We start from the raw sequence: 24826 nt of genomic DNA on the forward strand, positions 1-24826 counted from the left end.
CAGGGGTTTGGCAGTGGGCCTTAAAGAGCTGACACCGCAGGAACGTTCCGATGCCCTTGAAAAGGCTGCCAAGGCACGCGCCGTGCGTGCGGCAGCCAAGGAAAGGCTCAAGCGCGGTGAGCTGAGCATTGCCGAGCTGATCTCGTCGGGCACCACCGATGAGGCGATAGCCCGCATGCGGGTCGTGGAATTGCTGGAGGCCCTGCCGGGTATTGGACCCGTCAGGGCCGCCGGGATCATGGCGGAGATTGGAATCGCCGGATCCCGGCGGATCAGGGGGCTGGGAATTCACCAGGCCCGGGCGCTGGTAGATTTTATGGATACCCAGCAAAGCGTTTGACGCATCTCCCCGAAGGAATCCGTGAGCAAGAATCCTGGACTGACTGTCCTTGCAGGCCCCACTGCCGTTGGCAAGGGAACCGTTTCAACCTACATCAGGGACAACTATCCGGAGGTCTGGCTCTCAGTCTCGGCAACTACCCGGGCCGCCCGTCCGGGAGAGCAGGACGGCGTCCACTACTTCTTCAAGACCGCTGAAGAATTTGATGACCTGGTTGCAGCGGGTGAACTTCTCGAATGGGCTGTTGTCCACGGACACAACCGGTACGGAACCCTCCGCAGCACGGTGAATGCAGCGATTGCCGAAGGGAAGTCGGTGTTGCTCGAGATCGACCTGCAGGGTGCCCGGCAGGTGAAAGAGGCAGTCCCTGACGCCAATTTCGTGTTCCTGGCCCCGCCGAGCTGGGATGAAATGGTGCGTCGGCTGGTGGGCCGGGGCACCGAAACCCCCGAGGAACAGCAGCGCAGGCTGGAAACCGCTAAACTGGAACTTGCTGCTGAACCGGAGTTTGACCACACCGTCATCAATGACGACGTTCGCCGGGCAGCGGACGAGCTTGTTTCACTCATGGGGCTTACCCCGCACGGGCGCTAAAGCGCCTGCATTTGTTGGCCCGCTAGAATTTGGAGAATTCGTGTCCACGAACCTTGAAGGCATCATCAACCCGCCGATCGATTCGCTGCTTGAGGCTGCCGATTCCAAGTACGGCCTGGTGATCTTCGGCGCCAAGCGTGCCCGCCAGATCAACGCGTACTACGCCCAGCTGCACGAGGGTCTCTTCGAGTACGTTGGCCCGCTGGTCGACACCAAGCTGAACGAAAAGTCGCTGTCGATCGCCCTGCGCGAGATCAACGAAGGCCTCCTGGTCTCCACGCCGATCGAGCCCGCAGAATAAAACAGGCTGCCTGTTGACGGAGGTCACGTGCGCATAGTCCTCGGAGTCGGGGGAGGGATCGCAGCCTACAAGGTTGCATCGCTCCTCCGGCTTTTTACTGAAGCCGGTCACAAGGTGACAGTCATTCCCACCGAAGCGGCGACCCGCTTTGTTGGTGTGGCTACATGGGAGGCCCTCTCGGGCAATCCGGTGAGCAACAGCGTCTTTGACGACGTGGAGAAGGTCAACCACGTCCGGCTGGGGCATGAGGCGGACCTGATTGTCGTTGCTCCGGCCACCGCCGACCTCCTGGCCAAGGCAGCTACCGGACAGGCGGGGGACCTCCTGACCAACACGCTTCTCATGGCCCACGGCCCTGTCCTCTTTGCTCCGGCCATGCACACGGAAATGTGGCAACACGCCGCAACCCAGGCCAACGTGGAGACGCTGCGCAGCCGCGGCGTCACAGTCCTTGAGCCTGCCTCCGGGCGCCTCACCGGTGCAGACTCGGGTCCGGGCCGCCTGCCGGAACCTGAAGCGATCTTCGCAGCTGCCATGGCGCTGGCCGGCGCGGAATCCCCTGTAGTTCAAGGCAGCCACCCCGGCGTCCTTGCCGGACGCGTCGTGACCATCTCCGCCGGCGGAACCAGGGAAGCCTTGGATCCGGTGCGCTTCCTGGGCAACCGCTCATCGGGAAAGCAAGGCGCGGCCCTGGCCGCTGCCGCGCTGTCCGCCGGAGCCACTGTCCGTTTCCTTGCGGCCCATATGGACGTCGAGCCGCCGGCCGGCGTCGAGCTTGTCCGCGTTGAGTCTGCTTTGGAGTTGCGGGAAGCGGCGCTGAAAGCGGCGGCCGATTCCGACGTCGTGATTATGGCGGCGGCTGTGGCGGACTTCCGTCCGGCGGAAGTTTCAGACACCAAGATCAAGAAGGTCGACGGCGAGGACGCACCGTTGGTGCACCTGGTCCGGAACCCGGATATCCTGCACGAGCTCGTTGAACGGCGGAACGCCGAAGGTGGCAAGCAACTGATCGTGGGCTTCGCGGCCGAAACGGGCGATGCCCAGGGAGACGTCCTGGAGCACGCGACAGCCAAGCTCAAGCGCAAGGGCTGCGACCTCCTGGTAGTCAACCATGTTGGCATCGGTCGTGTGTTTGGCCAGGACGACAACTCCGTCGTCATCCTTTCAGGCCACGGGGCAGAACCGGAGTCCGCCGCAGGCTCCAAGGCCGACGTTGCGGCCGCCGTGATCGACCGGGTGGGCGCCGAGCTTGCGCGGGTTTTTCCCGCTGTGTAACCGAACCCACACCCGAATTCTTAGCAAAGGGACACACGGAAGTTTCCGCTGTCCCGCAACCCAGTAAGGTGGACGAGTGACTTTACCGCTGCACCATGAACACCATGGCACCCCGTCCAAGCTCCGGCTCTTCACCTCAGAGTCGGTCACCGAAGGGCACCCGGACAAGATCTGCGACCAGATCAGCGACTCCATTCTTGACGCGTTGCTGGCCGCGGATCCTGAATCCCGCGTTGCCGTGGAGACCATGGCCACCACTGGCCTGGTCCACGTGGCCGGTGAGGTCACCACTGACGCTTACGTCGAGATCCCGCAGATTGTCCGCGAAACCATTCTCGGTATCGGATACGACTCCTCCGCCAACGGCTTCGATGGCGCCCGCTGCGGTGTTTCCGTCTCCATCGGCCAACAGTCCAACGACATCGCCGGTGGCGTCTTCAACTCCCTTGAGGCCCGCGAAGGCCGCCAGGAAGACGATTACGACCTCCAGGGCGCCGGCGACCAAGGCATCATGTTTGGCTACGCCAGCGATGAGACCGCCTCATACATGCCTACTCCCATCTGGCTGGCCCACCGCCTCTCGGAACGCCTCACCGAAGTCCGCAAGAACGGCGAGCTCGCGTACCTCCGCCCCGACGGCAAGACCCAGGTCACGGTAGGTTACGACGGCGACCGGCCCGTTTCTGTGGAAACAGTGGTCATCTCCAGCCAGCATGCCGAGGAAGCGAGCCTGGAGCAGCTCCGTGCGGATCTCGCCAGCTACGTGATCGACCCCGTGTTGTCCGCGTCCAACCTGGATATCGCGCACACTGCCAACATCCTGAACCCCGCCGGTGCCTTCGTGATCGGCGGCCCGGTGGGAGACGCCGGCCTTACCGGCCGCAAAATCATCGTTGACACGTACGGCGGATTCTCCCGGCACGGCGGTGGAGCGTTCTCCGGCAAGGATCCGTCGAAGGTGGACCGTTCGGCTGCGTACGCCATGCGGTGGGTCGCCAAGAACGTTGTCGCCGCCGGACTGGCCAAGCGTGCCGAGATCCAGATCGCCTACGCCATCGGCCAGGCCCGACCCGTTGGAACGTACGTGGAAACCTTTGGCACGGAAACCGTTGATCCGGCCCGTATCAGCGAGGCCATCACGGAACTCTTCGACCTGCGTCCCCGGGCCATCATTGACGCCCTTGACCTGAAGCGCCCCATTTACGCCAAGACGGCGGCGCACGGCCACTTCGGCCGCGACGACGCCGACTTCACGTGGGAGCGCCTGGACCGGGTTGATGACCTGAAGGAATACTTCAACGCCTGATCCTTTTGCTTTGCGCGGCCTGGGCCACCGGTTACAACTTTGTCGGTGCCCCATGGTTTGCTGAAGCCAGAGAGATGCCCGCAGCGGGTCAATCCCGCTGCGGGCATTCTGCGTTGACGATATTCCTGGATGTCCAATGGTGAGGTGGAGGTGAAGTGCGTGGCAGGATTCGAAGCCCAGCCGTCGTTGCTGCAGCCTTCACTGCTGCAAGGTTTTCCAGAGCGGGCAGCTGTCAACGGGCCACCCCTCGCCGCGGAGAACCCCGTGGCGCGGGTAGTGCTTGAATCTTCGTTGCCACATTTGGACAGGCCATTCGACTACATCGTGCCCGCGGAACTCGCTGACGTGGCTGTTCCCGGCGTTCGCGTCAAGGTCAAGTTCAATGGCCAGGAGCTGAACGGCTACATCGTAGAACGCCGCGCGGATTCGGAGGGTTCCCATTCGCTGGCCACCCTCCACAAAGTCGTCTCCCCGGTGGCCGTCCTGACTCCTGCCATCGCGGAGCTGGCCGGCAATGTCGCTTCCCGGTATGCAGGTACGCTCAGCGACGTCCTCCGGACTGCTGTCCCGCCCAGGGTCGCCAAGGTGGAGAAAGAATTGCTCGCCGGCGAGCTGGTTGCTGCCGGTACCCCTGAGCTGGCTTCCGGCCCGGCCGATGGCTGGAAGGGATACACCAACGGTGCAGCGTACGTGCAGCACTTGGCCAGTGGCGGTACACCCAAGGCTGTCCTGACCGCCTTGCAGGGATTCGGTCCCAACGGATGGCCGGCGCTTGTCGCTTCCGCGGTCGCGGCTGTCCGCTCCTCGGGCCGGGGCGCCGTGGTGGTCGTACCCGACTACCGGGACCTGGAACGGGTTGAAGCGGCGCTGGAGAATGTCTTGCCTCAGTCGGACGTCGCCCGGCTCACCGCGGACGACGGCCAGACGCCCCGCTACCGGAACTTCCTTCGGCTGCTGACTGGTTCGGCGGGAGTGGCAATAGGCACGCGTTCAGCCGCATACGCCCCTGTGCAGAATCTGGGCCTTGTGGTGTGCTGGGACGACGGCGATGACCTGCACATCGAACAACGGACACCCTACGCACATACCCGGGAGGTCCTGCTGCTGCGTGCCGAACAGGAGGCTGCCGCCTGCCTCCTGGCATCGCACAGCCGCAGTACTGAACTCCAACGCCTCGTCGAGATGCAGTGGGCGGTACCCATTGAGGCACCACGATCCGTGGTCCGTTCGACGGTTCCCCGGGTGCTCAACACGGCGGACAGTTTTGAGCAGGAACGGGATCCCCTGGCACGCATTGCCCGCCTGCCCGGGGCCGCGTGGCGCGCAACCAAGGAAGGCCTGGAACGGGGTCCGGTCCTGGTACAGGTTGCCAGGGCCGGCTATGCACCGTCGTTGGTGTGCGAGACGTGCCGTGAACTTGCCCGCTGCAACGCCTGCCAAGGGCCGTTGGCGGTATCCAGCGGATCGGCCATTCCTGCGTGCCGCTGGTGCTCGACGCCGGCACCTCAGTGGCGCTGTAGCCATTGCAGCGGAACCCGGCTCCGGCGTGGCGCTGTGGGTGTGATGCGGACGGCGGAGGAACTCGGGCGGGCCTTCCCGGGCAAGGCGGTGGTGACTTCCTCGGGTGAGCACATCAAAGCGACGGTGCCTGATGCTCCCGCCTTGGTAGTGGCAACTGTCGGGGCTGAGCCGGTGGCTGCCCACGGCTACGCTGCGGCCTTGCTGCTGGACGGAAACTCGTTGCTCCGGCGCGAGAACCTCCGGGCAGGCGAGGACACTGTCAGGCGCTGGTTCAACGCTGCTGCGCTCGTCAAGCCCGCAAGCCAGGGCGGACTCGTGGTGATCACGGCGGACGATACCGCCGCAACCGGTGCGTTGCTGCGTTGGGACGGCCCGGGATACGCCTCGCGCGAGCTGGCACTACGGAAGGAACTGCAGTTGCCCCCGGCGGTACGGGTCGCCTCCATCACCGGCGGGAGGGCCGACGTCGGACACTTCTCACAAGCTTTCGAGGCGAGTGCGGCGCTGCCGTCGGGCAGCAGGCTACGCAGCGCCGGGCCGGCGCCCCTTCAGTCGCCCACAGGAACCGCGCAGTCACCAGCGGATGATGCCGATGTCAGGACGCTTTACTTCATTCCCTACGCGGACGCAGCCGCGGCCACCCGTGCCATGCGCGCCGTGAAGGCCGCCAGCGCCGCCAAGCGCACGTCCGGGCCTGTGCAAGTCCGTCTGGACGGCGTGGACGTACTCTAGCCGACGCGTCAGCCTCTGCGTTTCCGCAGGGCCATTACTTCCTCGGCTGCTGCAAGGAGTTGCCGTGCCGACTCGTCCCAGTTGAATTCTGCCGCACGCTCCACTGACCGCACGGAGCGCTCCTGCCAGAGGGAATCCTCAGCCAAGGCCGTGACGGCGGCTGCGAATTCAGATGCAGAATCCGGGTTCACGTAGCTCACGGCATCGCCGCCTACTTCACGGAAAATCGGGATGTCGCTTGCGATCACGGGTGTTCCCAGCGCCATCGCCTCCACCAGCGGCAAGCCATAGCCCTCTGCACGGGAAAGGCTGATAAGCGCGGTGGCCCGGACAAGGAGTTCGTCGTATTGGGCGTCCGTGACGCCGTTGTGGAACTCTACCTTGGCTCCTTGCGGAACCATCGCTTCCAGTTCCGCTTTGCGTTCCGGAGTGATCCGGCTGAGCAGGTGGAGGGTGAAGTCCGGCAGCCCGGCCATGCCCCGGATCATCGTTTCCACGTTCTTGTACGGCATGAACGACCCCATGTACAGCAGCGTCTTGTCAGCGCGCGCAGCAGGATCGCGGGGTGTCTGGCCGGGCTGGGGGGCGTTGCCCACGATGCGCACCGGCCGTTGCGTCAGTGCGTACTTGGCCATGAGGGCGCGGGTCGTCTGGCTGATGGTGGCCACAACATCGGCACGGTTCAGGAGGAAACGCTGCGGCCAAAATGCCTTGTGGTAGAGCCGCCACAGCAAGCGGACGGGAGCCGGGAGGAAACCGGGGGGCGTGGGGTGCTCGTAGTAGATGAGGTCATGCAATGTCAGGACCAAGCCATACCGCCGCCCCAAGGTACCCATGGTTTGCATGGGGCAGACTACGACGTCTGCGCCCAGCGGGTTGACTTTGCGGGCAACAAACAGCTCCAGTGGGGAGAGGGGGCTGTTGATCAGCACGTAGGGAACATCCGGCAGCAGGGCGAGCTGGCGCTTGTCGCTGATCAGCATGGTCACATCCGCGATCTTGGATGTAGCTGCTATGAGGCTGGAACCGTAGCGGCTGATGCCATCGTGGTGGTCCGTTCGGGTAAAGCGGGCGTCGATGACGATTTTCACGCGGGATGTTCCTCCAGGAAGGTGCGGATGGCTGCTGCGGCCGGGGCCGGCGTCTCGTAATGGATGAGGTGCCCGACGCCGGGAATCACTTCCAGGGTTCCGTCGGGCAGGCGCTTCATCAGTTTGTGCTGGTTGGGAAGGGCGGCGATCTCATCTTTTTCGCCGGCGATGAGGAGAACCGGGAGGGCCAGCCGTTCGGCGACCTCTGCTACGTTGCCTGAGACCGAGGCCTTGAAGGATTCGAGCAGGCTGTTCCGGTCGGCGAAGGCACTGAAATAGGCATCATGCTGTGCGTGGATGAACCGGCGCAGGTTCTTGTCCTTGGTTTTGGCCATGGTGATGCTCATAATGCGTACGATCGCCCGGTTGCGGAGTACGGCCAGCCCCAGGGGGCGGGGGAGCCTTGCCGAGAGTTGGTAGTACAACACAGCCAGTTTGGTCATGATGCCTTTGGGGCCTTCGAGTGCCGGCGCGGCAATGGGGTTGACCAGAATCAGGGGATAGATGGATCCCGGGTGCGCTGCTGCGAAGTGGCTGGCCACGATGGAACCGAAGGAGTGCCCCAGCAGTACTGTCTTGGGGCCGAGGCCGATCGCTGCCATGAAGCTGGAGATGAACCGGCCGTAGCGTTCCACGCTGTGCTCGTCGCCAACGAAGGGTTCCGAGCTGCCGAAGGCCGGAAGGTCCGGCATGATGATGCGCATTTCGGGGAGCTGGTCGGCGACGCGAAGCAACCCGTGGTGGTCGCCCCGGAAACCGTGGATGACCAGGATGGTGCGGGTTGCAGCGGTGACGGACACGGGCTCATAGGTCCAATACGCGATATTGCTGCCGTCCACATCGACATCCGAGGCGTGTGTCCGCCCGGGCAAGGACGCGCTGAAGAACTTGTCGGGGGCCTGGGCACCGTCAGGCGATTGCGAGGTGTCCACTTTTTCCATACGGATAGTCCTAGTTCACGTTGTCCGGGTGCGAACCCGTCCGGTGGTGCCGCTCGAGTTCTGCCATGCGTTCAATGTCGGCGGTGTCCAGTTCAAAGTCGAAGACGGCAATGTTCTCCTTGATCCGGCCGGGAGAACTTGCCTTCGGGATGACCAGGTTTCCCAGCTGGAGGTGCCAGCGGAGAATGATCTGTGCCGGGGTCCGGTGATATTTTTCCGCCAGGGAAACAATGGCGGGGTCGGCCAGGACCTGCCCGCGACCCAGTGGGCTCCAGGCCTCCGTGGCGATCCCCAGTTGTTCATGCAGGGTCCTGAGCCTGGTCTGCTGCAGCCACGGGTGCAGCTCGATCTGGTTGACCGCCGGAACAACCTCTGCCTTGTCCATAAGATCTTCAAGGTGTCCGGGTTGGAAGTTGGATACGCCAATGGCCCTGACTTTGCCTTCGCGGTACAGGGTTTCCATCGCTTTGTAGGTCTCGGTAAACAACCCCCGGCCGGCACAGGGCCAATGGATCAGGTAGAGGTCCACATAGTCCAGCCCCAGATTGGAGATGGAGGTGTCGAAAGCCCGGAGTGTCGAGTCGTAGCCTTGGTCATCGTTCCAGACCTTCGTTGTTACGAACAGGTCTTCGCGGGAGAGGCCATGTATGGCTTCTCCGGAACCGCCAGTGGCACTGCGGGCTGCAGCGGCATCGCCGATGGCTGCCCCGATTCCGCGGCCAACGCCTACCTCGTTGCCGTACATCGCGGCAGTGTCGAAGCGCCTGTACCCTTCCCCGAGTGCCGTGGCAACCAAGGTGTCAGCGTCATGGGGCGGGACCTTATAGAGTCCGAATCCCAGGCGTTCCATCTGTACGCCGTTGTTAAGTGCCAGCCGGCCCGATGTCAGCTTGGAGGAGGATCTCATAGCAACGACTCTACCCATCCGGAAGCAATTTCTTCAGGCATGGCCGTTGAAACTCACCAGGCGCCGGGCGGAGGCTTCGTCCAGGATCAGGTCGGTGGCCAGTCCTGCCGCCAGGGCACCCTGGAGCCCGTTGATCTTGGAGGCGCCGGACACGACGCAAATCCGGCGCCTGACCTGACGCAGCTGCTCGTGGCCCGGCCCCGTGGAACGTTCGTTCAAGGTGATGCCGTCGGAGGAACCGTCGCTCCGGAAAAACACTGTAGCGACGTCACCCACAACGTCATCGGCAGCCAGCATGCTGAGGTCGTGTTCATCGAGGTATCCGCCGGCGTAGACGTGGCTGGGGTAATCGGAATCGACAGAGCCGACGCCGAAGATCGCAATGCTCATCCGTGCCTGCAAATCGAGGATGCGTTGAACGCTGCGTTCATTCCACATAGCTGTCTTGGTGGAGGCGTGATCAAAGAAGGCGGGCACCGGGAACTGCTCCACCCGTGCTCCGTAGGCGCTGCCGAAGCGACGCATGATGTCGCTGGCGTACGTGATGCCCGTGGTTTGCATGTTTCCGGCCCCATTAAGTTGGACCACGATGCTGTCGTGGGTCACCTTGCGGGTCAGGTGGCGGCTGACTGCACTGAGGGTCGCACCCCAGGCCACCCCGATGATGGCGTTCGAATCCACCAGGGGGCCGATGGTTCGCGCTGCCTGCATGGCTACACGGTCCAACGTCTCGGCTTCATTGAGGGTGTCCAGCACCGGCACGACGTGAACGTCCACTCCGTATTGGTTCCTGATCTGGCTTTCCAGCTCCGGGCCCGTGTCGAACGGGCTGCGGATCTGTACCTGCACGAGGCCCGTTTCCCGCGCAGAGGAGAGCAGTCGTGACACCGTGGATCGTGAGGTCCGCAGCTCGCGGGCAATCGCATCCATGGTCAGGTCCTGCAGGTAATACATCTGTGCAGCCCGGAGCGCATCCGAGTGACGTGATCGTGCCATCTCATTTCCTTACTGCACGTTTGTGCAAATAGCTTGACTCCATTTTCCACCTTCGCAAGATTAGTGGTGAACGGTGCAGCAGCGAGTGGCGCGGCGCACGAACCAAGCCCAAGGGAGCAGTTTTGGGACACAACAGGATTTCCGGTACCTCACAGCACGCACAGCAGCGCGACTCCGTCGTCGCACTGCAGGAGCGGCCCTCGGCGAAGGTACTCATCATCGGCGGTGGCATCAACGGCGTGGGTACGTTCCGTGACCTCGCCCTGCAGGGCGTCGATGTGGCACTTGTTGAACGTGGCGACTACTGCCAGGGTGCCAGCGGTGCCTCGTCCCACATGATCCACGGTGGCATCCGTTACCTCGAAAACGGCGAGTTCCGCCTTGTCCAGGAATCGGTCGTGGAGCGAAACCGGCTCCTGCGGATCGCGCCGCACTACGTCAAACCGCTGCAGACAACCATCCCGATCTTCAGCACCTTCTCCGGAATCCTCTCCGCCCCCATGCGCTTCCTGACCCACAAGCAGGGCAAGCCGAAGGAACGTGGTGCGTTCCTCATCAAGGTGGGCCTGAGCATGTACGACTTCTTCTCCCGCGACGGTGGAAGTGTTCCGCGGCACCAGTTCCGGGGCCGCACCAAGGCCCTCGCCGAACTTCCGAAGCTGCACTCCGGCATCAAATACGCTGCAACATACTTCGACGCATCCGTGCACAACCCCGAACGCCTGACCCTGGACGTCCTCCAGGATGGCGAAAAGGCAGGCCGTGGAGGCGGACTCCCCGGCGGAAGCGCCCGCGCCAGCAACTACGTCTCGCTCGTTTCCATGGGCACGGACGGAGTGCGGCTCCGCGACGAACTGACCGGCAAGGAGTTCGACTTCCAGGCCGACGTCATCGTCAACACCACGGGCGCATGGGTGGACCTCACCAACCAGGCCATGGGTGCCGTCAGCAAATTCATGGGCGGCACCAAGGGATCCCACATTGTCCTGGACCACCCCGAACTGCTCGCCGCCTGCAATGGCAGGGAGATCTTCTTTGAACACACCGATGGCCGCATCGTCCTGATCTACCCCATGGGAGACCGTGTGCTGGTCGGAACCACGGACGTGGATGCGGACATGTCAGAAGACGCCGTGTGCACCGAAGAAGAAATCGACTACTTCTTCGACCTCGTCGGCCACGTGTTCCCCACCATCAAGGTCGAACGCGAACAGATCGTGTACAGCTTCGCCGGCGTCCGTCCGCTGCCCCGCCACGACGCCACGCAGCCCGGCTTCGTCTCCCGCGACTACAGGATCGAACGCAGCGTCCGCACGGGCAGCGACGCTGTGACAACGCCAGGCGGTAAGGCCGCCGTCGTACTTAGCCTGGTCGGCGGAAAGTGGACCACATTCCGCGCCCTCGCAGAGCACATGACCAATGACGTCCTTCGCGAACTGGGCATGGAACGCAAAGTCTCGACGGCGAAACTCGCCATCGGTGGCGGTGCCGGCTTCCCCGCCACCGAGCAGGGTGAACAGGAATGGATCAAGAAGCACATGGGGCCGGGCCTGGACGCTGACCGGGTCGCTGTCCTGCTGACCCGTTACGGAACACGGGCCGACGCCGTCATCGATTACCTGAATGCCGGACACGACGCACCGTTGCGGTCCACCCGCGAACTGAGTGTCCGCGAGTTGGCTTTCATGGCAGAGCACGAGCAGATCGGGCACCTGGTGGACGTCCTGATCCGCCGGACATCCCTTGCGTTCCGCGGCCTGGTAACTGGGGAGCTGCTTAACGAGATCGCTGCTGCGCTTGCTGAGCCACTTGGTTGGGACGCCGCCGCCCGTGAAGCGGAAATCCGCCACGCCCAGGAAGTCCTGCAGCGGTTCCACAAGGTTGACGTGCACAGCTTGGTGGCCTGAAACCACCATCGGGGCGGTTCCGGAAACCGGAACCGCCCCACACAGCCCCCTCACCCGCGAGGAGGCTGACAACAGAAAAATGAGGAGTCAAAGATGTCTCTTGGAATTGTTTTCCTTTCCGAAGTATTCGGAACCATGATGCTGACCCTGCTGGGTTGCGGTGTCGTGGCAAACGTTGCGCTCAAAGGCACCAAGGGCAACAACGGTGGATTCTTAATGGTGACGTGGGGCTGGGGTATTGCGGTCTTCGCGGGCGTTTTCGTGGCCGCAAAGTCCGGTGCGCACCTGAACCCGGCCGTCACCCTGGGCCTGCTGGTCAAAGGCAGCAAAGAGTACGCCCCGGATGTGGCAGTGACCTTCGGGTCGACCCTGACGTACTTCGGTGGCGAACTGCTGGGCGCCTTCCTGGGTGCCGTTGTCTGCTGGCTCGCTTACAAGCAGCACTTCGATGATGAGCCCCTGGCAGCGAACAAGCTGGGAACCTTCTCCACCGGCCCGGCCATCCGCTCCACCCCGTGGAACCTCATCACCGAAATCATTGGCACGTTCGTCCTGGTCTTCGTCATCCTGACCTTCGGCGGCACACCTTCCGGCCTCGGCCCGCTGGCCGTAGCACTGCTTGTTGTTGGTATCGGTGTATCCCTGGGTGGTCCCACCGGTTACGCCATCAACCCTGCACGTGACCTTGGCCCCCGCATCGCACACGCCGTCCTGCCCATCAGGGGCAAGGGCTCGAGCGACTGGGCCTACTCCTGGATTCCCGTCGTCGGACCGCTGGTCGGTGGCGCACTTGCCGGACTCGTGGCCCTCTGGGTCCCGGACATCATGCCCGCCATTGCCGGCTAAAACGCTTTCGATCGACGCACACTCCGCACACCCTCACAACGCCACTGAGTAACCAACAACAGACAAGGACGTCACCATGAACCAATACGTCATCGCCATTGACCAGGGCACCACCAGCTCCCGGGCCATCGTGTTCGACCACTCGGGAAACATCGTGTCCACCGGCCAGATGGAGCACGAGCAGATCTTCCCGCAGGCCGGCTGGGTGGAGCACAACGCCGCCGAGATCTGGAACAACACCCGCGAGGTCATCGGCTCCGCGCTGTCCAAGGCGAACCTGACACGGCACGATATCGCCGCCGTCGGCATTACCAACCAGCGCGAAACCGCAGTGGTCTGGGACAAGAACACCGGCGAGCCGGTCTACAACGCCATCGTCTGGCAGGACACGCGTACCCAGTCCATCGTCGACGAACTCGGCAAGGACGGGGGACCGGAGCGCTTCAAGCAGAAGGTCGGCCTGCCATTGGCCACCTACTTCTCCGGCACCAAGATCAAATGGATCCTGGACAACGTCGACGGTGCCCGTGAACGTGCCGAAGCGGGAGACCTCCTCTTCGGCAACACCGACGCGTGGGTTCTGTGGAACCTCACCGGAGGCGTCGACGGTGGTGTTCACGTCACCGACGTCACCAACGCTTCACGCACCATGTTCATGGACCTCGAAACACTGCAGTGGGACCAGGAAATCCTGGACATCTTCGGTGTGCCGGCATCCATGATGCCCACCATTAAGTCCTCCTCCGAGGTCTATGGGCACGTCCACACCTCGCAGCTGCTGCGCGAAACCCCGGTTGCGGGCATCCTCGGCGACCAGCAGGCGGCAACCTTCGGCCAGGCGGCCTTCCAAGCCGGCGAAGCGAAAAACACCTACGGCACCGGTTGCTTCCTGATCTTCAACACCGGCGAGGAAATCGTCCACTCCAAGAACGGCCTGCTCACCACCCTCGGCTACAAGCTGGGCGACAACAAGCCGCACTACGCACTGGAAGGCTCCATCGCCGTCACGGGTTCCTTGATCCAGTGGCTCCGCGACAACCTGGGCATGATCAGTTCAGCCCCGGAGGTCGAGGAACTCGCCGCTGCAGTGGAAGACAACGGTGGCGTATACATCGTCCCCGCGTTCTCCGGCCTTTTTGCACCCTACTGGCGGGCAGACGCCCGCGGTGCGATCGTAGGCCTGACGCGTTTCGCCAACAAGGGCCACATCGCCCGCGCAGCCCTGGAAGCCACAGCCTTCCAGACCCGCGAAGTGCTCGACGCCGTCAACGCCGACTCGGGCGTGCCGCTCACGGAGTTGAAGGTCGACGGCGGCATGGTCGCCAACGATGCCCTCATGCAGTTCCAGGCAGACATCCTCGGCGTCCCGGTAGTCCGTCCGAAGGTCGTGGAAACCACGGCCCTCGGTGCCGCGTACGCGGCAGGCCTCGCAGTCGGTTTCTGGAACGACCTCGGCGAGCTCAGTGCAAACTGGGGCGAAGACAAGCGGTGGGAGCCGCAGCTGCCCGCCGAAGAGCAGGAGCGCCAGTTGCGGCTCTGGAAGAAGGCAGTGACCAAGTCCATGGATTGGGTCGACGAGGACGTTAAGTAGCCTTCTCCTGACAGAGGTTCCGGGGACTCCCGCCCGCCCGCTTCGCGGTGCCCACCACACCATGGCGGGGAGTCCCCGGAACCTCTTTTGGCGTCCGGCCCCCTTACACCCAGCCCATGGGTTTGGTGGGGTAAGGTATTGGTATGCGTGAGATCCTTCTGCTTAGCTAGCCGCCCGGCTTTACCAGCCGTGCGGCCGCCCCTCCATTGTTGAGGGGCTTTTGTGTGTCCGGGGCTATCCGGGACCGCAGCAGGAGGCAAAACCGCCATCGAGAACAGAAGAGGGCAGCAGTGAGCGTTCAGCCGGAGACAGAGACCGGAACAGCACAGACAGCCGCAGCCGAGGTGCCTGAAGAAGGCGTCTACAGCTTCGCTGCGATGGAAGCCAAATGGCCGCAGGTCTGGGAAGACCTCAAGGTCTTCACGCCTGTCGACGACGGCTCGCGGGAACGCCGCTACGTGCTGGATATGTTCCCCTACCCGTCCGGCGACCTACACATGGGCCACGCCGAAGCATTCGCCATGGGTGACGTCGTAGCACGTTACCTGCGCCAGAAGGGCTTCGACGTCCTGCACCCCATCGGGTGGGATTCCTTTGGCCTGCCCGCCGAAAACGCTGCCATCAAGCGCAACGCGCACCCCAGCGAGTGGACCTACGCGAACATCGACACGCAGGCTGCGTCCTTCAAGCGTTATGCCATCTCGGCCGACTGGTCGCGCCGCCTCCACACCTCCGATCCCGAGTACTACCGCTGGACGCAGTGGCTGTTCAAGCGGTTCTATGAGCGTGGCCTGGCCTACCGCAAGGACTCGCCCGTCAACTGGTGCCCGAAGGACCTCACCGTCCTGGCCAACGAACAGGTCGTCAACGGTGCCTGCGAACGCTGCGGCACGCCGGTCACCAAGAAGTCCCTGAACCAGTGGTACTTCAAGATCACCGATTACGCAGACCGCCTGCTGCAGGACATGGACCAATTGCAGGGACATTGGCCCGAGCGTGTCCTGGCCATGCAGCGCAACTGGATCGGCCGTTCAGAAGGCGCGCACGTCCGGTTCGTCATCGAGGCCACTGCAGACCGCGCCGAACGTGAAGTCACCGTTTTCACCACTCGTCCGGACACCCTCTACGGTGCGACGTTCTTCGTCGTTGCCGCTGACGCGCACCTGGCACTGGACCTGGTGACGCCGGAACAGCACGACGAACTCATGGCCTACCGCGAGAAGGTCAAGGCGCTGTCGGAAATCGAGCGCCAGTCCACGGAACGGGAGAAGACCGGCGTCTTCACCGGCCGTTACGCCATCAACCCACTCAACGGCGAGAAGCTGCCCGTATGGGCTGCCGACTACGTCCTGGCGGACTACGGCACCGGCGCCATCATGGCCGTCCCTGCGCACGACCAGCGCGACCTCGACTTCGCGAAGGCCTTCGGCCTGCCTGTCCGGGCCGTGCTCGACACCGGTGACGAGGACCCCTCGGAGACCGGAGTTGCAACTGCCGGCGAGGGCACCCTGAAGAACTCCGGCGAGCTCGATGGCCTGTCAAAGTCTGAAGCCATCCCGGCAGCGATCAGCATCCTGGAGAAGCTGGGAACCGGCGAGAAGTTCGTGAACTTCCGCCTGCGTGACTGGCTGCTGAGCCGCCAACGCTTCTGGGGCACGCCCATCCCCATCATCCACTGCGGGGAATGCGGCGAAGTTCCCGTTCCAGATGATCAGCTGCCGGTAAGGCTGCCCGACAACCTGCGCGGTGAGGCACTGTCGCCCAAGGGCACGTCGCCGCTGGCCGCCGCCGTCGAGTGGGTCAACGTCGATTGCCCCAACTGCGGCCGTGCCGCGCAGCGTGACACCGACACCATGGATACCTTCGTCGACTCGTCCTGGTACTTCCTGCGGTTCGTCTCGCCCGACTACACCGAGGGACCGTTCGATCCCGACAAGATCAACGATTGGATGCCGGTAGGCCAGTACGTAGGCGGCGTCGAACACGCCATCCTGCACCTGCTCTACGCGCGTTTCTTCACCAAGGTCATCAAAGACATTGGGCTGATCGAAGCCAACGAGCCATTCTCCGCGCTGCTCAACCAGGGCCAGGTGCTCAACGGCGGCAAGGCCATGAGCAAGTCGCTCGGCAACGGCGTGGACCTGGGCGAACAGCTGGATAAGTTCGGCGTCGACGCCGTCCGCCTCACCATGGTCTTCGCCTCCCCACCGGAAGACGACGTCGACTGGGCGGACGTGTCGCCGTCGGGCTCTGCCAAGTTCCTGGCGCGTGCCTGGCGGCTCGGCCAGGATGTCAGCAGCGAGCCCGGCGTTGACCCGGCCGGCGGTGACCGCGCCCTGCGTACGGTGACGCACAAAACCATCGCCGATGCCGCCGAACTGTTGGACAACAACAAGTTCAACGTGGTCGTGGCCCGCCTCATGGAGCTGGTCAACGCCACCCGCAAGACCATTGACTCCGGTGCCGGCGCTGCCGATCCGGCTGTACGCGAAGCAGTGGAGGCCGTTGCGGTCATCCTGAGCCTCTTCGCTCCGTACACAGCCGAGGACCTCTGGAACACGCTGGGCCACCCGGCATCAGTTGCCAATGCAGGCTGGCCGAAGCACGACGACGCGCTGCTGGTTCAGGACACCGTGACGGCTGTGGTCCAGGTACAGGGCAAGGTACGCGACCGCTTGGACGTTTCTCCGGACATCACCGAAGACGCCCTCCGGGAACTTGCGCTGGCTTCGGAGAACGTCCAGCGTGCCCTGGACGGCCGCGGTATCCGCACCGTGATCGTACGGGCCCCTAAACTGGTGAACATCGTCCCCGCCTAGCAGGGATTGTGCGGCCGCCGGCATTCTGCCGGCGGCCGGCCATCATCTTTGGAGGTCGCGTGCCTGAGCGAGAACCACCCGCTTGGATATGGCTCAAGGAAAGAGTGGCGCGCCTCCGGCAACCCACAGCTCCGGTTCCTGCTCCCGGCGAGCCGCTGACCGCTGTCGTTAAGACTGCTGTCGTCACGGATTCAGCGGCGGCCCTGCCACCGGAATGGGTATCCGCCTTCACCGCCGACGGGCGCCTGGCGGTCGTTCCCATGCCCGTTATGGTGGGGAACGAGATCTACGGTGAGGGCGAAGACGACATCACCCAAACGTTATCGCTGGCTTTGGCGTCAGGGGCATCGGTCAAAACCTCGAGGCCATCGCCCGGACAATTTGAACAGGCCTACCTCCTTGCCCAGCGCCGGGGTTTCGAGGCCGTGGTGTCCATCCACATCTCCTCAGAGCTGTCTGGCACTGCCGATGCAGCCCGGCTGGCTGCGGCCCGGGTCAGCATTCCGGTGGAAGTGGTGGACTCGCGCACGGTTGGCATGGCGCAAGGCATGGGTGTCCAGAGCGCCGTGGTGGCTGCGGCCGACGGTCGCGAGGCAGCTGAAGTGCGCGGTTTCGCGGAGCGGCGCATGGAGCGGACCAAGGTTTACTTCTATGTCCCCAGCTTGGAGCAGCTGCGGCGTGGCGGACGCATTGGGGCGGCAGCGTCGCTGCTTGGAACCGTGCTGGCCATCAAGCCGATTCTGGCGGTCGACGGCGGCAAGATCGTTCCGCTCGAAAAGGTGCGTTCCGCTGTCCGCGCCATAGGCCGCCTCGAGGAAATCGTAGCCGCCGATGTTGCCTCCCGGCCGGCGGGCCAGCAGCGCCTGGCCGTGCACCACTTCGGCAATCAAATAGAGGCCGAAGCCTTGGCCGCACGGTTGAACCAGAAATGCCCGGAGTGCCCGGCACCGCAAATCAGTGCGCTGCCGGCTGTCCTGGCTGCCCACGCGGGCCTGGGCGTGCTGGCTGTCATCGTTGGGGAAAGCAGTACACCCGCGGGTTGAGGACCCGTTTTTTCCACATAAGAAACTTCCCCGGGTTCCGGCCCGGAGTGCTGGCCATAGGCTCGTTCCATGCCACGGTGGAGCCAGGACCCGTCGCCGGATGCCGCAGCGAAGGCCGTCCGGCAGCGTTTCGTGGACCGCGTGGCTACCGGCCCTACGGCGCCTCCGTTGTTGGAGCTTCCAGACGCGGGGAACCAAGACGCAGCAGATCCTGAACCAGTGGCCCCGGCCCGCCTCCGATGGCGGACACCCTGGCGGGTTGCGGCTCTTCTGGCCGTGCTGGTTGTTGGCTTCATCGCGCTTCAATGGTGGATGTCCCCGGCAGCGGCCCCGACATTTGTTCCCCTCAGTCCGTCCAGTGAATCGGGCAGCAGTACGGTACCCACTGCCGCGACAGGCCCTGACGGTGATGCATCCGGGACTGTGCTGGTCCATGTAGCAGGTGCCGTGAAAGCGCCAGGCGTAGTGTCACTGCCCGAAGGCAGCCGCGTCTTTCAAGCCATCGAAGCGGCAGGTGGCGCCTCGCCGAACGCGAACCTCGGCGGCCTGAACCTCGCGGAAGTCCTCAGGGACGGCACCAAGGTCCATGTACCCGCCCTCGGGGAGCCACCTCAGGGGGGACCAGCTGTGGGTACTGGCGGTTCCGGGGCTGCAAGCACAGCTGCGGGTGCCACTGCGGGAGGCGCTGCCAGGATCAACATCAATACCGCCTCCGTGGAAGAACTCGGAACATTGCCACGAGTGGGGCCGGTGATGGCCCAACGCATCGTCGATTGGCGGAAGGAGCACGGTGCTTTCGCCTCCGTGGATGAACTCGACGCAATTGATGGGATCGGGCCCAAACTGATGGAGTCATTGAAGGACCTCGTGGCGGTGGACAGTGGCTGAGGCGGAAACTTCTCCTCGCCGCCTGGATCTGAGGCTTGTGCCCACAGTGCTGGTTTCATGGGCCGCGGCGCTTTGTGGTGGGATATTGGGTGCGGCGGGCTGTGCAGTCCTGGCGTCGGGGCTTCTTGTGGCCGGGGGAGGGTTGCTCCTTGGAGGGCGGCACCACAGGCGCCGGTCCCAACGGACCATGGCAGCTACCTTTGCGCTTGCCTGCGTCGTGGGGGCTGCTGTCGCGGTCCACTGCGCTGTGAGTGCAGCCAAGCAGGAACACGGTCCGCTCGCGCCGGCAGTCGAGTCAGGGGACGGCGTCGTCGCACACTTGGTCATCACGGGCAGCCCCAGCAAGATCCCTGCCCCGGGACAGTCCTCGAGGGACCGGTGGACCGTCGATGCCCGCCTCATCGATGCCACGTACTCCGGCGCCAGGGTGCGGGGTGAGGCCGATGTGATGGTGGTGGGTGACGATCGCTGGCAGAACGTACGTGCGGGAGACCGGGTCAGGACAACCGGCTCCCTCAAGGAAGCGCGAACAGGTCAACCGGAAGCGGGCTTGCTCTCGGCGGCGTCTGCCCCTGTCGCCGTAGGGGCGGATTTCGACGTGCGCGGTGTCGCGGGTGACCTGCGGAAACACTTCGTGGAAGCTACCGCATGGCTACCCCCGGACGCGGCGGGGTTGTTACCTGGAATGGTCACTGGCGACACGAGCGCGCTGCCGGAGAGTCTTGGTGTCGACATGAAAACTACCGGCATGACGCACCTGACAGCCGTGTCCGGAGCCAACTGCAGCCTGGTGTTGGGCGGGTTCGTTCTGTTGGCGAGGTACTTTCGACTGTCCAGGCCCCTTTCTGCGGCAGGTGGTTGCCTTGGGCTCTTCGCGTTTGTGGTGTTGGTGGGACCGGACCCCAGCGTGCTGCGCGCCGCGGTCATGGGGTGCGTTGGGGTGACAGCCTTGGTTGGTGGGTTGAGGGGACGGGCATTGACCTTTCTCTGCATTGCCAGTTCCGTACTCTTGTTCGTTGACCCCTCGCTTGCCGGCAAGGTCGGCTTTCTCCTGTCTGTGCTTGCCACCTTGGGCATTGTTTTACTGGCCAGCCGCATAAGCTCATGGTTTCCACCACAGGTGCCCCGATGGCTGGCAACGGCTGTTGCAGTGCCGTTAGCGGCGCAGTTACTGTGCGGCCCCGTCATTGCTGCGCTGCAGCCTCAGTTCACCCCGTACGCGCTCGTCGCGAACGTGGCGGCCGGCCCGCTGGTGGCTCCCGTGACAATTCTGGGGACCATTGCGGTGCCACTCGCGGCCTTTGTTCCCTGGGTGGCGGTGGCCCCGCTGGCCATCGCTGGGTATTGTGCGGGGGCGGTAGCGGCCTTGGCCAGGTTTTTTGCTGGGTTGCCGGGCGCGGCGTTGCCTTGGGCAGAAGGTCCGGCGGGTGTGGTCGCCATGGCTGTTTTCTCGGTAGTAACGGTCCTGTCGGCATGGATGATGCTTCATCCGACGACTCTGCAGGCTTTTGTCATGGCCCTCCACAGCGAAGTCGTGACGCTGCTGGAAGCAATGGCTTCCCGCAGGGGGAGTGAGGCCAAGCCTCCTACGTCCGGACGTTCATCAGGGCGTTGTGTATTAATTCACCGTCTGATCGTAAGCTGGCCCCGTGGAGCGCAGCGCATGGATGCGGCGACTGCGACGGGGCTGCAGCAGCGTGGCCCCATAAAGCTTTGGTCAGCGATGACCAGGTTGGTCCACTGGATGATCCGCGTCCGAACTCGGGGCCGGTATGGAGGGAACAGTTCCAGCGGACAGTGAGGGACGTGCCGGAGTCGGTCTGGCTGACAGCGATGCCGACTTGGTGGCGCGGGTGCGCTCCGGTGACACGGCTGCATTTGATGTGCTGTACGAGCGGCACCGAGGCATCGCCACATATGTCGCAGCGAACCAGGCCGATAACCGGGCAGATGTGGATGATGTTGTATCCGACGCCTTCGCCTCCGTTTTTCAGTCCCTGACCTCAGGAAAGGGGCCGGATACGTTCTTCCGGGCGTATCTGCTGACCGCCGTCAAACGTATCTCGTTCAAGGCCAACCAGGCAGCGTCCCGCACCCGGCCGACGGACGAGTCATACGTGCTCGATTCCATGCAGCTGCAGCAGGACCCCGTCATGGCGGAGTTCGAGTCCGCAGCGGTCGCCCGGGCGTTCAAGGCGCTTCCTGAGCGATGGCAGGCGGTTCTTTGGTATGTGGATATAGAGGGAATGAAGCCGGCAGCCGCCTCGGTAATGCTGGGGCTGAGCCCCAACGGGGTCTCTTCCCTGGCATTGAGGGCCAGGGAACGGCTACGTCAGGTCTACCTCCAGCAGCATGTCAATTCTTCCGTGGGACAGGACTGCGAGGAGTATTCGTCGCAGCTCGGTGTGTATGCCCGCAATGGACTGCGTCGGCGATCCCAGGACAAGATGCAGGCACATTTGGACGAGTGTGCTCGATGCACAGCGTTGTTGCTGGACCTTAACGACGTCCAATCAGCAATGCGCGCCGTCCTCTTCCCCCTGATGACCGGTGTTGGGTTCACCTCCGCGGTAACGGCTCTTTCAGGTTCTGGAGCGACGGCGGTGGGGCAGGGTTCCCACGCTGCGCCCAGGCAATGGTCTTTGACATGGAAAATCGGCGCGGGTGTGCTCACGGGCTCTGCGGTGGTTTTGGGTGCGGCCGTAGCGCTGGGAGTCACAGGTTCGCCATCGTTGGAAGGACCTGCCGGTGCGACGAGCCCCCTGCCAGGTGTGACTGCAAACCCGGCCAAGCCCACAGCCACGCCGGAAACGATCCCCGCCGTCGTCGAGGACATAGCTGATCCCGGAAAAAAGGATCAGGAAGGGGTTCCGGTTCTTCCAGGGAAGCCCTCTGCGGCCAGTACAAAGGCCGGCAGTTCCAAGGTGCTTCCACTGCTCCCGGACGTGCAGCGGCCACCGGCTGTCCAACCGTCTTCCCCGGCCGCGCCGGGTATTCCCATTCTTCCGTTGCCACCCGCCGTTCCGGGAGCACCTGGTTCCCTGCCTCCGCTGCTTCCAACGCCAGCGCCAACACCCGGTCCGTCCAGCACGCCCCTTCCATCGGTTTCTGTCACCCCGCAGCCGCAACCCGTGGTGAGCGCGACCTTCAGCACCGAAGCAGGCACAACAGCGTCGGATGTCAATGTGACCATTACCTTCGACCTTGGCGGCGCCGCTCCCAGCACAGCGGAAGCCGTCTTCACAGTGTCCGAAGGCTCCGACATGATTCCAGGAAAGCTGGTTGCTCCCGACGGTTGGACGTGCACCAACGCCCCCTCCGCGACCCGGCAGTTCCATTGCGTCAGCACCACAGTTGACCCTGCGGCGCTCCGGTTCGGCCTCGGGGTCACCAGGAAAGGACCTACGGAAACCACGACCCTCAGCTACCAGATCAGTGGTACGGGGATCGGCACCACGAGCTTTTCGAACACCTTCTGAAGAACGTATGAGGGCAATCCGTGCGGCCTGCCCCGGGACGGTGTGAGCATGGGGGCAACCGTCCGAAGCTCCCGCCCGGGCATGGCAGACTTGAATCCTGCAAGGAAACGTCCGGAAGGAACCACCATTGGCTGCTGCCCAAAATAACCGGGCCAAAACCGCCTCGGCCAACAACGTCAGCTGGCGGGAGATCACTCCTGCGGCCGTGGTATTGGTTACGGGTCCCGAGGAGTACTTGGGCATCCGCGCCATGGACCGCATCCGGTCCCTCGTGCGGACGGCTACTCCGGAGGTGGAGTTGAGCCGGCTCAACGCAGGCTCCTATGAGGCCGGCTCGTTGGCAATGACCGTTACCCCGTCACTGTTTGGCGAGGGAAAGCTCATTGAAATCGAGGGCTTGGAGGCCATGAACGACGCCTTCCTCGCCGATGGCCTGGGATACCTGCAGAACCCCGACCAGGATGTCGTGTTGGTCCTCAGGCATGCCGGTGGCGTTCGCGGTAAGAAACTGCTCGACGCCGTTAAGTCGGCTGGGTGGCCAGTGGTAGATTGCCAGCCGCTCAAGAAGGACGCCAACAAGACCGCCTTTGTTGTCTCCGAATTCAAGGCCGGGGGCCGGCGCATCGAAGGCGAGGCTGTCATGGCACTGGTTAATGCTGTGGGCGCCAACCTGTCTGAACTGGCCGCAGCCTGCAGCCAGTTGATCGCCGATGCCACCACCGCCGTTGATGCGGCGACTGTGGAGCGGTACTACGGCGGAAGAGTTGAAGCCACCGCATTCAAGGTTGCGGACGCCGCAATGGCCGGTAATGGTCCCGTGGCACTATCAACGCTCCGTCACGCTCTGGCGACAGGCGTGGATCCGGTTCCTTTGGTGGCGGCACTGGCGGCCAAGTTGCGTACCCTGGCCAAAGTGGCCGGAGCCAACGGCTCCCCGGCCACTATCGCCAGGAACCTGGGCATGCAGCCTTGGCTCGTGGAGCAGGCCCAACGGGATGTCCGACGATGGACGCCGGAGGGTCTCATCCGGTCCATTCAGGTCATCGCGGAAGCGGACGCCCAGGTTAAGGGCCTTTCCCGCGATCCCGTGTACGCGGTGGAACACGCAGTGACGGTTATTGCCACATCGGCCAGCCGACGCTGACCGCGTTAAACCCAAAGGCCGGCACCCATTGGGCGCCGGCCTTGTGATCAGCTCAGTCGAACTGGAAAAACCTTAGAGTGCGTTGACCTTCTTGGAGATCGCCGACTTGCGGTTTGCAGCGTTGTTCTTGTGAATAACGCCCTTGCTGACAGCCTTGTCCAGCTTGCGGCTGGCAGCAACAAGTGCAGTTCCAGCAGCATCCTTGTCAGCAGACTCAACGGCGGTGTTGACGGCGCGGATGGCAGTCTTCAGCTCGGACTTGACTGCGTTGTTGCGCAGGCGAGCCTTCTCGTTGGTGAGGATGCGCTTCTTCTGGGACTTGATATTAGCCACGTATGAACTCTCTTTTTAATGCGGAAATGGTCTAGAGGGTTTTCAGGTTGGCCATCGACTGAGCGGCGTGGGGATGCCTATGGCAGCCAACCATGTGTGGCCGTCGACCTGCACGAACACACAGCTATAAAGAATAGCAGACGGTCCGCCCTGACGGCGACTTTGAAGTCACCGCCTGTCCTGATGCGCGCGGAGTGCCCGGGAGACCTCGTTGAACAGGACCTTGTCCAGCACCGCACCCTCCCGGCGGATGGACGCCGGGTCGAGCCGGATTACGCGGTCCACTTTGACTTCACTGGGTCGCCCTTGCCGGTCCCAGGCTCCGGCGCCGATGTCGACGTAATCGTCAGCGCGGGCGCCGTGGTCGTGGTCTTTGGAAGTCAGCATCAGGCCCAGGAGCCACTTGGCGTCAGCACCTACGAGCAGCACGGGACGGTCTTTCCCCCGGCTGTAGTCCTCTTCATAGGGCACCCATCCCCACACGATCTCGCCCGGGTCCGGTTGCCCATCCGGCTTGGGGGAGTACTTGGGCCGGAGCGGCCCGCTAAAGTCGCCGGGGTAGGGGCCGCCGACGCCGGCAGGCCGGGTTTGCGTTTTTGCTCCACTGGGGCCGGTGGCCGGTTTGGTGTTGCCGCTTCCCCATGCCTTGAGCGATCGCAGGATGAGTTTGCCCAGGGGGCGCAAGTCGATAGCCATGTGACAACGCTACAACCGGGCCGGTACCGGTCTGTGCCGGCAATGTACGGTGAACCGCTGGTTCGTGGGAGACTGG

General features: G+C 63.6%; 21 protein-coding genes. 15 read left to right on the forward strand and 6 right to left on the reverse strand.

The features are described 5' to 3' along the window. Positions 1-13 precede the first annotated feature (13 nt). From mihF to ABHM97_RS06405, 6 genes are all read left to right on the forward strand, one after another. Complete coding sequence (mihF, locus tag ABHM97_RS06380; RefSeq protein WP_211712304.1) at positions 14-340, forward strand: integration host factor, actinobacterial type; 327 nt, start codon at positions 14-16, stop codon at positions 338-340. Between the two features lie 21 nt (positions 341-361). Next, positions 362-934, forward strand: coding sequence for a guanylate kinase (gmk, locus tag ABHM97_RS06385; RefSeq protein WP_257368010.1), 573 nt, complete (start codon positions 362-364; stop codon positions 932-934). 40 nt (positions 935-974) lie between these two features. After that, on the forward strand, positions 975-1235 hold the full coding sequence (gene rpoZ, locus ABHM97_RS06390) for a DNA-directed RNA polymerase subunit omega (protein WP_017197559.1): 261 nt from the start codon (positions 975-977) through the stop codon (positions 1233-1235). Positions 1236-1262: 27 nt separating this feature from the next. Continuing rightward, entirely contained in the window at positions 1263-2510 is a 1248-nt protein-coding gene (coaBC, locus tag ABHM97_RS06395; RefSeq protein WP_235520736.1) for a bifunctional phosphopantothenoylcysteine decarboxylase/phosphopantothenate--cysteine ligase CoaBC, read from the forward strand. A gap of 76 nt (positions 2511-2586) precedes the next feature. Further along, positions 2587-3816, forward strand: a complete 1230-nt coding sequence (gene metK, locus ABHM97_RS06400) for a methionine adenosyltransferase (protein ID WP_257368011.1) — start codon at positions 2587-2589, stop codon at positions 3814-3816. Between the two features lie 159 nt (positions 3817-3975). After that, complete coding sequence (locus ABHM97_RS06405; protein ID WP_349470005.1) at positions 3976-6069, forward strand: primosomal protein N'; 2094 nt, start codon at positions 3976-3978, stop codon at positions 6067-6069. Positions 6070-6077: 8 nt separating this feature from the next. Here the strand turns inward: ABHM97_RS06405 and ABHM97_RS06410 are convergent, their stop codons facing one another. From ABHM97_RS06410 to ABHM97_RS06425, 4 genes are read right to left on the reverse strand one after another with little or no spacing between them, the layout of a single operon-like run. After that, positions 6078-7160 (reverse strand): glycosyltransferase family 4 protein, encoded by a 1083-nt coding sequence (locus ABHM97_RS06410; RefSeq protein WP_349470007.1) that lies wholly within the window; start codon positions 7158-7160, stop codon positions 6078-6080. Further along, entirely contained in the window at positions 7157-8101 is a 945-nt protein-coding gene (locus tag ABHM97_RS06415) for an alpha/beta fold hydrolase (RefSeq protein ID WP_349470008.1), read from the reverse strand. Before ABHM97_RS06415 ends, ABHM97_RS06410 begins: the two co-directional genes overlap by 4 nt. Before the next feature lie 10 nt (positions 8102-8111). Continuing rightward, complete coding sequence (locus tag ABHM97_RS06420; RefSeq protein WP_349470010.1) at positions 8112-9008, reverse strand: aldo/keto reductase; 897 nt, start codon at positions 9006-9008, stop codon at positions 8112-8114. Between the two features lie 33 nt (positions 9009-9041). After that, positions 9042-10004 carry a sugar-binding transcriptional regulator gene (locus ABHM97_RS06425; protein WP_211712312.1) on the reverse strand — a complete coding sequence of 321 codons (963 nt, stop codon included), beginning with the start codon at positions 10002-10004 and terminating at the stop codon, positions 9042-9044. Positions 10005-10126: 122 nt separating this feature from the next. Here ABHM97_RS06425 and ABHM97_RS06430 point away from each other — a divergent pair, with 122 nt between their 5' ends. From ABHM97_RS06430 to holA, 9 genes are all read left to right on the forward strand, one after another. Beyond that, positions 10127-11911 carry a glycerol-3-phosphate dehydrogenase/oxidase gene (locus ABHM97_RS06430; protein WP_349470012.1) on the forward strand — a complete coding sequence of 595 codons (1785 nt, stop codon included), beginning with the start codon at positions 10127-10129 and terminating at the stop codon, positions 11909-11911. Positions 11912-12004: 93 nt separating this feature from the next. Beyond that, complete coding sequence (locus tag ABHM97_RS06435; RefSeq protein ID WP_235520729.1) at positions 12005-12757, forward strand: MIP/aquaporin family protein; 753 nt, start codon at positions 12005-12007, stop codon at positions 12755-12757. Between the two features lie 76 nt (positions 12758-12833). Continuing rightward, positions 12834-14348, forward strand: a complete 1515-nt coding sequence (glpK, locus tag ABHM97_RS06440) for a glycerol kinase GlpK (RefSeq protein ID WP_284985747.1) — start codon at positions 12834-12836, stop codon at positions 14346-14348. A gap of 290 nt (positions 14349-14638) precedes the next feature. Further along, positions 14639-17167 (forward strand): leucine--tRNA ligase, encoded by a 2529-nt coding sequence (leuS, locus tag ABHM97_RS06445; protein WP_349470013.1) that lies wholly within the window; start codon positions 14639-14641, stop codon positions 17165-17167. An 8-nt stretch (positions 17168-17175) separates the two neighbouring features. Next, the gene (locus tag ABHM97_RS06450) at positions 17176-18210 is read left to right on the forward strand and encodes a DegV family protein (protein WP_349470015.1); all 1035 of its coding nucleotides are present in this window, start codon (positions 17176-17178) and stop codon (positions 18208-18210) included. Positions 18211-18279: 69 nt separating this feature from the next. Further along, the gene (locus ABHM97_RS06455; protein ID WP_349470017.1) at positions 18280-19098 is read left to right on the forward strand and encodes a helix-hairpin-helix domain-containing protein; all 819 of its coding nucleotides are present in this window, start codon (positions 18280-18282) and stop codon (positions 19096-19098) included. Between the two features lie 187 nt (positions 19099-19285). Then, positions 19286-20899 carry a ComEC/Rec2 family competence protein gene (locus ABHM97_RS06460; RefSeq protein ID WP_349470019.1) on the forward strand — a complete coding sequence of 538 codons (1614 nt, stop codon included), beginning with the start codon at positions 19286-19288 and terminating at the stop codon, positions 20897-20899. After that, complete coding sequence (locus ABHM97_RS06465) at positions 20871-22577, forward strand: sigma-70 family RNA polymerase sigma factor (RefSeq protein WP_349470020.1); 1707 nt, start codon at positions 20871-20873, stop codon at positions 22575-22577. The genes ABHM97_RS06460 and ABHM97_RS06465 overlap by 29 nt, the downstream gene beginning before the upstream one ends. Before the next feature lie 127 nt (positions 22578-22704). Then, positions 22705-23721, forward strand: coding sequence for a DNA polymerase III subunit delta (gene holA, locus ABHM97_RS06470; protein ID WP_349470022.1), 1017 nt, complete (start codon positions 22705-22707; stop codon positions 23719-23721). A gap of 72 nt (positions 23722-23793) precedes the next feature. Here the strand turns inward: holA and rpsT are convergent, their stop codons facing one another. Then, positions 23794-24054, reverse strand: coding sequence for a 30S ribosomal protein S20 (gene rpsT / locus ABHM97_RS06475; RefSeq protein ID WP_011774926.1), 261 nt, complete (start codon positions 24052-24054; stop codon positions 23794-23796). Positions 24055-24222: 168 nt separating this feature from the next. Beyond that, the gene (locus ABHM97_RS06480; RefSeq protein WP_235520721.1) at positions 24223-24750 is read right to left on the reverse strand and encodes a type II toxin-antitoxin system PemK/MazF family toxin; all 528 of its coding nucleotides are present in this window, start codon (positions 24748-24750) and stop codon (positions 24223-24225) included. Positions 24751-24826: the final 76 nt, after the last annotated feature.

Origin of the sequence: Paenarthrobacter sp. CAP02 (assembly GCF_040137855.1) — a bacterium.
GTDB lineage: Bacteria > Actinomycetota > Actinomycetes > Actinomycetales > Micrococcaceae > Arthrobacter.